We start from the raw sequence: 10,981 nt of genomic DNA, 5'->3' as shown, positions 1-10,981 counted from the left end.
ACGTTGCTATCCTCTTTGTTCTTTTTATGGGAAGAGCCCGGTTCTACGTTTCCTGCCCACCTTCACGAAGCGTTGTGCATGCTGGAATGAAAGCAGGCCAGAAAGTTTCGTTTACTACCCTCATGGGCTGGATTCACTGCCCGATTCGATACCTGAGTCTCCTTCCTAATGTTCGTGATGCCCGTGGTTCCTGTGATGTCTGTGTGAACGCTGCATAGCTCCATCATAAGCTGTGTGTTTTACGCATAAACGTGCTTCACAGCAGAGGAATCAGAAATAGAACTTTGGTGGGGAGTAGGACGAAAGTCGTAGCAGGCTTAAAGAGGTTTAAGCCTGCCGGGTGACACAATAACGCTTGGACTCACAACACTTGCACATACTGTTGCCCCCATCGTCCCGAAACGGGCCACATTGAGGATTTTTCTGGGCAAAGCGGCGATAAAGGTGTTGAACGGTGATCCACCCGGCCGAAGCCAGGAAGATCACAGTTACCACTAGAAAATATTTCTCGATCATGGATCAAGCCAGCCCTGCAAAGCCCATAAACGCCAGAGACAGCACGCCGCCAATCATCAGCGTCATGCCAGCCCCCTGGGCGATATCAGGCGTCTTCGCCAGCTCCAGCTTTTCGCGGATACCCGCCATCAGCAGCAGTGCCAGAGTGAAACCGGCACCAGCGCCCAGCGCAAATACAATGCTTTGAATAAAATTGTATTCACGGGAGGTCTGGAACAGGGTCAAACCGAGAATCGCGCAGTTGGTGGTAATCAGCGGCAGGAAGATACCCAGCGCCTGAAACAGCGCGGGGCTAAACTTCTTCACCACCATTTCCACCAGCTGTACTGAGGAGGCAATAACTGCGATATAGCAGATCAAGCGCAGAAACTCGATACCCAGCGCACCCAGAATGGCATTGATGGCAAAAGCCGCAGCAGAGCTCACCACCATAACAAAGGTGGTCGCCATTCCCATATTGATGGAGGTATCCACCTTGTTGGACACACCAAGGAACGGGCAGATACCGAGAAACATAGCCAGCACAAAGTTACTGACCACTGCCGCATTCATAAAGATTGTGAACAGGCTGTCGTCCATTACGCGGCACCTCCCTTAACAGCATTATTCAGCAGAGCCTGCTCCTTGCGCTTCTTGTTCCACGCAAACAGGATCAACCAGCAACCCAGAACAAAGAAACCACCGGGAGGCAGAACCATCACAACCCAAGGTTCGAAACCAGCGGGCATAATGTTTACGCCAAACAGAGCACCAGCACCGAGGATTTCACGGACAGCGCCCATGCTCAGCAACGCCATTGTAAAGCCAAGGCCGGAACCAAAACTGTTTACGACAGTCGTACCCAGCTTCTGGCGAGACGCATAGGATTCCGCACGACCAAGGATGACGCAGTTCGCCACAATCAACTGAATGAAGGCGCCCAATGAGTTGTACAGGTTCAGGCTGATGGCCTGAATCAGATAATCCACAATGGTTACGAAGGTAGCAATAATCACGATATAGGCGACAATACGCACCTGTTTCGGAATAAAGCTCCGGAAGATAGAAATCAGCGAGCTGGACATCACCAGTACAAAGGTGGTGGCTAAACCCATGCTGACAGCGTTAATCGCCGAGTTGGTGACTGCAAGCGCAGGGCACATCCCCAGCAGCATCACGAATACCGGATTCTCTTCCCACAAGCCACGCAGGAATGTATCCGGAGTCACCTGTTCATATTGATCGGGACGGTTCATTTCGCACCCTCCGCTTTGATGTCATCAATCTGGCTGACAATCACCGGCACCAGCTTCTGGGCTGCATCATTTATTGCATTACCCACAGCGGTAGAAGTGATGGTGGCACCACTGATAGCGTCGATTTCCCATGGATGCTGTTTAGACTTGTTCAGCACAGTGACAATAGCGTTGGCTAATGCCGTGCCTGCGTCGTTCAACCTGGCAACCAGATGATTGAAGTTGGCGAGGAAATTCTCGTCGGTAACAACCTTATCTCCCAGCCCGGGAGTCTCGGTCATAGTGAGAATCTGATACTTGATGACAGCTTCCTTTTCAGGGCTGTAGCCAAACATCACATACACCGGGCCAGCGTAACCGGTAGCAACACCGGGAATGGCTACACCAACCAGAGAACCATTGTCGTCATAACCGCCATAAACCAACTCACCGCTTGCTTCATCTGAAGCCACTGACAGCTTGCCGTTTTCAACCGCAAAGGTTTTGCTCACCGTTGCACCGGGTACAACATTGAACACTGCCGCTTCCGTTGCCGCTTTCTTATTGGCTGCAATATAGGGATTCGCCCACTGCACAACCAAAACAACAAACAGGCCCGAGAGCATGGCAATCACAGCCAGCGTACGGAACATGGCAAAACTGGGAGGTGCAGGAATATCGACTTTGGGCTCATCAACATTCACAACAGGAATCGATTCACTCATGCCTTGCCCCCCTCTTTCACTGGTTTCTGATAACCAAACGGCTTGGACTGAGTGAACTTATCAATCAGCGGTGCACAGGCATTACCAATCAGCACAGCATACATGGCACCTTCTGGAAGACTGCCGAACAGACGAATCATCACCGTCAGGAAACCAATCAGCAGGCCGAAAATCCAAACGCCTTTTTCAGTAAGGGGTGTGCCCACCATATCCGTCGCCATAAATACTGCTGCCAGCATCAAACCACCAGAGAACAGCATAAATACAGGAGAGGGATACAGAACCGGATCAATCAGCCAAAACGGCAAACTGGTAAGCACAGTGCCCAGCATCACAGCCGCTGGAATTTTCCAGCCCATCACACCTTTCCACACCAGCCACGCGCCACACAGCAGAATCAGGAGTCCGGCGGTTTCACCGCTGGAACCGCTCACCGTGCCGAACATCAGATCGGACGCACTGGCAAAATCACCGGTATGACCAATGGCTTTAAGAGGGGTTGCCCCACTCCAGCCATCAACCTGCGCAGCAATCCAGCCAGACGCATCCACAGGGGTCATAAACGGCGCAGCAAAGGTAGAAGGAATAAACGACGAAAACCGTTCAGCCAGAAAGCCCGGCGTCCAGGTAGTCATCGCAACCGGGAAAGAAGCCTGCGCAAAAGCACGACCAACCAGTGCCGGGTTGAATGGGTTCTGCCCCAAACCACCAAACAGCACCTTACCCAGGGCAACAGACACAAAACCAGCCAGAGCCGCCATCCACAGAGCAAAGCCCGGTGGCAGGGTCAGGCCAAGAAGCAAACCGGTAATCACCACACTGCTTTCACGGGCCAGCGCAGGTTTACCATTCAATCGATTAAACAAAGCCTCCGTCGCTATACACGACAGAGTTGTAGTGATCAGCAGCGCCAGAGCACTGAGACCAAACAGCCAGATAGACCAGGCGCACACAGGCAGCAATGCCACCACAACGCTGGCCATGATTTCCCGAACCGTCAGCGTCTTTTTCAGATGCGGAGAGGTCCGGATTTTCATGGAAAGGGGGTGTCCAGACATATTCGGATTCCTATCACTTCTGAACTGGTTGATTGCGCTGGCGGTGACCGCCTTTTGCAACACGAATCAGCTGGGTCAGAGGAATATTCGACGGGCAGACATTGGCGCAGCAACCGCATTCAAAGCAGTCCCACATGTGGTACTCATCCGCCATCTCTTCATAGCGATCGTTCTGAGCCAGGCGGCCTAAGGTGCTGGGATTCAGCAACATCGGGCAGGCCTCCACACAGGCACGACAGCCAATGCAAGGCATCTCGTCACGCTCATCGGGAGAAGGCAGAGACTCAGGGGGAAACACCAGAACGCCGGTAATACCCTTGGTGCAGGCAATATCAGTGGTAGCGATGGTAGAACCCATCATCGGCCCGCCAAGAATCACCATACCGGGCTCGTCTATCGCTTGTGCATGGGCCAGCAGCTCAGGCAAAGGCGTCCCCAGAGGCACCAGATAGTTACCGGGCCTGTTCACACCGGGGCCACTCACGGTCACGATACGTTCAATCAAGCCACGGCTTTCCGGTACCAGCTCACCAACCTGAGCCAGCGTACCCACGTTAAACACCGCACAACCAATGTCCGCAGGAATACCGCCAGAAGGCACTTCCAGATCCAGCAGGCTCTTGATCAGCATCTTCTCAGCACCTTGCGGATACTGGGTTTTCACCGCTTCACAGGTAATGTCGCTGTTATCACCGGGGAGAGAAGCCAGCACTTCACGGATGCGCAGAACCGCATCCATCTTGTTATCTTCAACACCGATAATTGTGCGGGTCGCACCCGTGGTTTTCATCACCAGTCGTGCACCGCGAACCATATTCTCGGCGTACTCCAGCATGATGCGATGGTCGCAGGTCAGAAACGGCTCACACTCACAACCGTTACCCACCAGCGTGGTAATTTGCTTACCCTGAGGCGCCTTCATCTTTACATGAGTAGGGAACGCCGCACCACCAAGACCAACGACACCAGCATCCTGTACAGCCTGAACCAGCTCATCAGGGGACAACGCATCCGTATCAATAGGCTTGCTGTACATCACCTCCTGAGAAGCAGACGGCCATGTACGAATAGTGATGGCCGCACTCTTGGAACCATCAGGCATAGGCACCAGCTTATCCACCGCTGTCACCGTACCGGTCACGGGCGCATGAATGGGCGCAGACACATAACCACCCGCTTCCGCCACCAGCTCACCACGCACCACATCCTGCCCTTTGCGTACAACAGGTTTGGCAGGTGCACCACGATGCTGGGCCAGAGGCAAAACCATCTCTTTTGGAAAAGGAATACGACGGATCGCCTTGTGCTCAGTCTGTTTTTTGTTTTCTTCCGGATGAATTCCGTGCCGGAAACTGCCCTTGGCACTGAACATCTGGAGAAAACCTTTTTGGGATTTCTTCATAAGGACTTCCTAAGACCAGTAATCAAAGAGCGACCCAAGCGGATCACTCCAAGGCTGAGGTGCCGGGCGTTTCTCGTCTGTTGTCAAAGGCCATGGATGGCCTGAGAGCGACTCAGTGCAGGGACAGCACTGTGGGAGCGGACAACAGATGAGGAACGACCGGCACTGACTCCGAACTCACAAGAAACTCCCGCAAGATCAAAGTCAGCACCAAACAACCTGATTACTGGAACTTCTCAGCACGCTTGATCAGCTTCTCAACATCCTTCTCACCCATATCCATAGGCGCACCAGGGTGCAAACAACCCGCTGGGCACTTCTCAGCCGCCTTCACAATATCCTTGAAGGGACCAGCACCCGCATTTCGGATAAACGCCGTACCATCGGAATCATTCTTACCAAAAATGCTGGAGTTGATGTTGATACAGTCGTCACAAGCCGTACATTCGCCAGACTCAATCCAAGCCGCATCTCCGGACGCTGCCGCAGGAGCAGGAGCTGCATCAGACGACGCTGTAGGAATAATGTTCACAGAAGGCGCCGCAGCAACATTGCCACCTGCCAGATTCTGGATAGCCGCAGTGGCCGCGCCAGCGAAGTCCGCACGGGCCTTCTCTTCCGCTTCCTTAATGGCATTCACAGTATCCTGACCAGTAATACTGCGCAGCTGGTTCCAGAAGTGTGCACGTTCCTCACAAGAGCGAACCATAGGCTCAGCCACCAGCACACGCTGCAGATGATTGCTCTTGTCAGTACCCATCACGTAAGGGAACAGACCTTCACGATCCTCATCAGAGAGCTCCAGGAACTCGTGAAGAGGAATCATGTCATCATTCCAGGTATCAACCGGTGCCTTCTTGAAGTGCTTGGCGAAGCGAGCTTCGGTCATCGCAAAGTCAGCGAAGGTCAGAGGCAGCACCATCTTCTGCTCATTGCCCTGCTCATCGGCGAACAGAATGGTTTGATCCAGCCACTTCTTATCGAGACCAGCGTTACCTTCCAGGCTGGAGCACTCAATGATACTGTCGCCTAATTCAGGGTTGTAGCTGAACAGAGGGTAAGCACGGGCATCAACCGCAACCTTCGCCTGAGTTTTGGCCACATCATCGGGCACACCATGCTCAGCAGGGCACACGCAGTAGATGTTAAACAGCGCAGGGCGGCGAGCGTTCAGACCATCCACAAAACCTTCCAGCAGGTGAGTTGTGTGGGAAATGGAGCTCTGCAGAATGTAAGAAGTACGGTGCGCCAGACCAATCAGGCTGATCTCCTTACGCATCTCCTCGATCTTGCCGGGCTTGGCTTTGCCGTAGGGAGACATATCAGCAACCTGACCCACGAAGGAAGAGGTACACGCCTGACCACCGGTGTTGGAGTACACCTGAGTATCCAGCACCAGCACCTTCAGAGGGTGACCGGACGCCAGCAGACGGGACATGTTCTGGAAACCGATATCGTACATCGCACCATCACCACCGATGGCAACAATAGGAGGACACAGGTGGAATTCCTCATCGGTAAAGTCTCTCCAGTTCATCTGGGTAAAGAAGTTGTCGTGCTTAGCGAAGTCGTAACCTTCATCCAGCTCAATCTTCGCCTGACGCAGCAGCTTAAAGCCATCTGCCATCTTGACCATATGGCCTTCGAAGATACCCATCGCCAGAGAAGTGCTGTCCTGAAACAGGTGGTTCGCCCATGGGAATGGGTAAGGGTTGAATGGATAGGTGGCACCCCATACAGACGTACAACCTGTCGCATTAGTTGCCCCCATAAATGCACGACCAGTGCCGTGGTTTCCATCGGTGTATTGCCACTTCAGGTGCTTCAGTTTTTCCATCAGCTGAGTCACCCAACGCAGCCACTTTGCATCAATAGGCTTGTCAGAGCTCTGGCCCATACTCTGGGTCAGGCCGGACAGAGTCAGGTCATGACCCTTGTGCTCTTCAATGGCTCTGGCAACCGCAGCAGTGTCGGAGAAATCAACATCACCGGCCAGCTTCATGCGCACATGCGCTTCCAGCTGGACAATCAGCGTATCAATCTCTTCCAGATGCTTCTTAACACGGGGTTGCATCATGGAAGCAACCGTACTGGTGAACAGGTGGATAACCGTCTTCTCGGCACAGCCCAGACACGCACCGTCACCGGATACGGTTGCCATGTAGCTGTCCTTGTTCATCAGCATGGTTTCCAGTGCGCCGATTTTCTCGTCCAGATCGTCGATCCGGTTGAACTGTGGGCCAGTGGTAGGCAGATCGTTCCAGAACTCCCAGTTCTTGCGAATGCGTGCTACGTCTTCGTCGGTTTGTGGCGTCGCAACCAGAGCGCCGTCCTTACACACCTTCACACACTCCATGCAGCCCTTACAGGTCATGGGGTTCAGGGTGATGGAGAACAGACCACCGGAGCCTTTCTGCTTCTTCTCCATGTTGGTGTAGTAAGGCCTGGTGATTGCAAAGCCAAAGTCGCCTACCACGTCGAGGAACAGAGCGAACTCTTTTTCCAGAGAGGATGTCTTCTTCTCGTTCTTCTCATCCGCCAGACGCTCCAGCACGGCCTGATCTATCAGACGGGTGACGTTTGCGGCTTCGCCCTGCTGGTCCACCAGCGTACGCACACGCTTCTCCAGCCCACGGATTTCACGACGCAGGTACAGGGTTGGCATACCCTTGGTTTCTACACGGTCTACGGCTGTCTTGAACACTTCTTCCAGCGTGTTGGCCAGACCGGGCAGTGCGCTGTCCGGGCAGATGGTGTAACAGTCACCACAAGCGGTGCACTTCTCAGGAATATACTGTGGATACTCGAATCGAATCTGAGTCATGTCACGGTACACACCGGTGCCCGCAGGCATCAGGGACATAGACATGTTGGGATCGGCCGGGTTGTCGTTACCCTGTCCCTTCACGTAGAAGGAGCCAGCCTTGTCCCAGAAATCGTGCAGGTCAGTCTGAGGGTTGCTGGACGCAGGGGCACGACTCAGCATGATGGGCAGCTTCTCTTCACGGCGAACCGCTTCATCGTAAGCGCCCACAACCTTCTCGGTGATCTCAACAACTTCGTCGAAGCCACGGCGTACTACACGGATGTTGTCGGTTACGATGCGCTCGCCCTTATGGCCGAACTTGTGATGCAGCTGCTCTTCGATGGCCTTGAACAAACCTTCTTCATTCAGACCAGCCTTTTCCATCAGCGGAGACGCGGCGAAGAAGGAACCCTGGAACACGTTACCCTGCATACGGAACTGCAGTTCGGCGTTGGAGGCTTCTTCACGGGCAATCTTGAAGCCGTCGATGAAGAATACGCGGATGTTGCGATCCACAATTTCCTGCTGGAAGCGGCGGGGAATTTTCGCCCACACCTTGGCAGGATCAGTCTCTTCACTCTGGATAATGAAGGTACCGCCTTCCTGCAAGCCCGCCAGCGGGTTGGAGTGGCTGAACACCTTCGCATCAGGAGACATAACCACGTCAACGTAAGTGTATTCGCAGTTGATGCGAATGGGTTCAGGCGCTGCAGACAGGTAGTAAGTGGTCGGCATGCCCTTCTTTTCGGAACCGTACTTTGGATTCGCACGGATGTCGTAACCCAGCAGATCGTACAAGGTCATAGCCAGGTTCTTACCGGTGGTGATCATGCCCCAGCCACCGATGGAGTGCATGCGCACGGTGATGGCACCGTCTGGCAGCAGGTTGGGGTTTTCAGAGCCTTTCAAAGACAGCTCCTTCACCTGTGGGTAGGCGTCCAGAATATCCTGACGACGGATTTCGTCTTTCGGGTTGGCTGCAACTTCACGGACGAAGTCAATGCCCAGATAGAAGAATGGCTTCTGCGCGCCGTCGTCCAGCATATTTTCGATGGCGGCGATTACACCTTCTGGCTGGAAGTCACGGGAACCAAGACCGTAACAGCCGGAGTACATGCGGGGTGCATCGGTAGCGGTAAAGCTGTCGTAACCGGCGTAAGGCTTCTTGCCTTCAGGTGCGAGCCCGTTCTCGATGCACTTGGTCAGCACCGCGCGCATTTCACGGATGATAGGCAGATCTTCTGCCAGCGGCTGGTCGGTACGTTCCAGCACACACACACCTTTACGGCCTTTCAGAGCTTTGCCCAGCAGATCTCCAGGGAATGGGCGGAACATGGTGAGGTTAACAACACCCACCTTCAGGTTGCGCTTCTCCCGCAGGTAATCAGCAACGGCATTAGCCTGCAGAGGCATAGAGCCCTGACCAACAATGACATACTCAGCGTCGTCCATCTTATAGAAGGCGGCGCGGGAGTATTGACGACCAGTCAGTTCAGCATATTCCGCCATGCACTGATCAGTGATATCAGCGATGTGCTCGAAGAAGTAAGGACGCTGGGCCGCAACGGATTGCATGTAGGCATCCTGGTTCTGTACAGGGCCGGCAACGATAGGGTTGTCCACGTCCCACAGTTCAGGTACACGACGGCGCTTAGGACCATAAATCAGCTTCTGGGCAGGAGTTGGGCACTCGATGATGTCATCTGGACGGCCACAGAACTCTTCAACCAGTTCACGCTCGGGAACCTGCACAGGCTCAATCAGGTGAGTGGTCAGAAAACCATCCTGAGCAACGATAGCGGGAGTCAGTGCCATTTCGGCAACTTTACGGCCGATCAGGTTCAGGTCAGCCGCTTCCTGTGCAGTGGCACCGAACAGCTGAAAGAAACCGGTGTCGTCAACACAGTGATAATCATCGTGGGAGCAGTGAACGTTCAGGGTAGATTTGGTAATCGCACGGGCACCGATGTTCAAGACGTAGGGCAGGCGCTTACCTACCGCCGCGTAAAGGGATTCGTGCATATACGCGATCCCCTGTGCGGAAGAGAAGTTGGTGGCACGCAGGCCACTCATGGACATACCTGCCGTAACAGCCGCTGCAGCGTGCTCAGATTCAGGCTCTACGAAAATCAGCGGACGACCACCGACGTTCACGTGGCCCTTGGCAGATTCCATGGCCCAGTATTCACCCATCTGGGTGGAAGGAGTAATCGGGTAGGCACCCGCTGCATCAGACGCTTCACGCTCGCACATGATAACGGCGGTGTTGCCGTCCATAGCCATACGTGTGCCGGGATACTTAATACCCTGGGAGGTTTCTTTGCTTTCTTTCTTCACGGTGTCTTCCTAAGTTCACTGGTCGTATTTGCATACGCCGTCCAAGGAGTCATCACTAAAATCAAACAGACACAGTTACACATGCCACTTGGGGAGGAAGGCTTTTATTAAGGTCTGTTTCATTACCCAGCTGTTGTTTCTTCTGACTAATTAAGTTTCAACAGCTATAACGTCTTATTTCGATTATTAAATATGCTGTTATTTATTAAGCAGCTTTTAAAGGACCTTTACGAATCACTTTTCTAGCGGCTTCGCCTTTGATTATCTGACCGTTATCTATCCAAACAATGGCGCCGGTTGGGCAGCGTTGAATAGCATCACTGTTAGCTTGGTTATTTTTTGAATAATCAATGGTAGCGAGATTATTGGTCATGGCAATCAAACCATCGGCAGCATCCGCGACACAACGGGTACAGGCATTACAGGCGACATCACAATCCTCTTCCGCCTTTGCGCCGTGTTCCAGATTCTTACAGGCTACCCACAGCTTGTGGCTAACCGGATGGATGGAAAACAGGAAGCGTGGACAGGCATCAACACAATCACCACAGGCTGTGCACTTCTCCTCATCAATCACGGGCAGGCCATTGCTGTCCATGGAGATAGCGTCGAAGGTACAGGCGTGGGAGCAGTCACCCAATCCCAGACAACCCCAGCTGCAGCCCTTGCCACCACCAGCAACGATGTTGGCTGCACGGCAGCCTTCAATGCCTTTGTAGCGAGCACGAAGCCAGGCAACATGGTTACCACCAGCACAGGCCAGGCGAGGTAAACGCTTTTCCTGTGTGCTCATGGCAACCCCCAGGCTGTCTGCGATCGTTTGATTATTATCATCAGTGTTCGCAGTGCACTGGAAAGGCTGGAATTCCCCTTTCACCAAACCTTCTGCAAATGCACGACAGCCAGGCTGGCCGCAAGCACCA

General features: G+C 53.5%; 9 protein-coding genes. 1 reads left to right on the top strand and 8 read right to left on the bottom strand.

Going from position 1 to position 10,981, the window contains the following annotated elements:
• On the top strand, positions 1 to 218 hold a 218-nt coding region (locus E1189_RS25245), incomplete at its 5' end, for a hypothetical protein (protein WP_230460193.1).
• 109 nt (positions 219 to 327) lie between these two features.
• On the opposite strand, the gene E1189_RS05675 is transcribed toward E1189_RS25245, so the two are convergent.
• The 8 genes from E1189_RS05675 to E1189_RS05640 all read right to left on the bottom strand — a co-directional run.
• Positions 328 to 516 (bottom strand): hypothetical protein, encoded by a 189-nt coding sequence (locus E1189_RS05675; protein WP_155159075.1) that lies wholly within the window; start codon positions 514 to 516, stop codon positions 328 to 330.
• Between the two features lie 3 nt (positions 517 to 519).
• Positions 520 to 1,095, bottom strand: coding sequence for an electron transport complex protein RnfA (locus E1189_RS05670; RefSeq protein WP_155159074.1), 576 nt, complete (start codon positions 1,093 to 1,095; stop codon positions 520 to 522).
• Positions 1,095 to 1,751, bottom strand: coding sequence for an electron transport complex subunit RsxE (gene rsxE / locus E1189_RS05665; protein WP_155159073.1), 657 nt, complete (start codon positions 1,749 to 1,751; stop codon positions 1,095 to 1,097). The genes E1189_RS05670 and rsxE overlap by 1 nt, the downstream gene beginning before the upstream one ends.
• Positions 1,748 to 2,455, bottom strand: coding sequence for an RnfABCDGE type electron transport complex subunit G (locus E1189_RS05660; RefSeq protein WP_155159072.1), 708 nt, complete (start codon positions 2,453 to 2,455; stop codon positions 1,748 to 1,750). Before E1189_RS05660 ends, rsxE begins: the two co-directional genes overlap by 4 nt.
• On the bottom strand, positions 2,452 to 3,513 hold the full coding sequence (locus E1189_RS05655; protein ID WP_155159071.1) for an RnfABCDGE type electron transport complex subunit D: 1,062 nt from the start codon (positions 3,511 to 3,513) through the stop codon (positions 2,452 to 2,454). Before E1189_RS05655 ends, E1189_RS05660 begins: the two co-directional genes overlap by 4 nt.
• A 13-nt stretch (positions 3,514 to 3,526) precedes the next feature.
• Positions 3,527 to 4,915 carry an electron transport complex subunit RsxC gene (gene rsxC, locus E1189_RS05650; protein ID WP_155159070.1) on the bottom strand — a complete coding sequence of 463 codons (1,389 nt, stop codon included), beginning with the start codon at positions 4,913 to 4,915 and terminating at the stop codon, positions 3,527 to 3,529.
• 223 nt (positions 4,916 to 5,138) lie between these two features.
• Positions 5,139 to 10,058 (bottom strand): 2-oxoacid:acceptor oxidoreductase family protein, encoded by a 4,920-nt coding sequence (locus E1189_RS05645; protein ID WP_329601909.1) that lies wholly within the window; start codon positions 10,056 to 10,058, stop codon positions 5,139 to 5,141.
• Positions 10,059 to 10,263: 205 nt separating this feature from the next.
• Positions 10,264 to 10,981: RnfABCDGE type electron transport complex subunit B (locus tag E1189_RS05640; protein ID WP_155159069.1), on the bottom strand; the 718-nt coding region annotated here is incomplete at its 5' end.

It is taken from the genome of Parendozoicomonas verongulae (assembly GCF_009711465.1).
Lineage (GTDB): Bacteria > Pseudomonadota > Gammaproteobacteria > Pseudomonadales > Endozoicomonadaceae > Sansalvadorimonas > Sansalvadorimonas verongulae.
The sequence above is the reverse complement of the archived record's forward strand: the minus strand, read 5'-3'. Positions and strand labels throughout refer to the sequence as shown.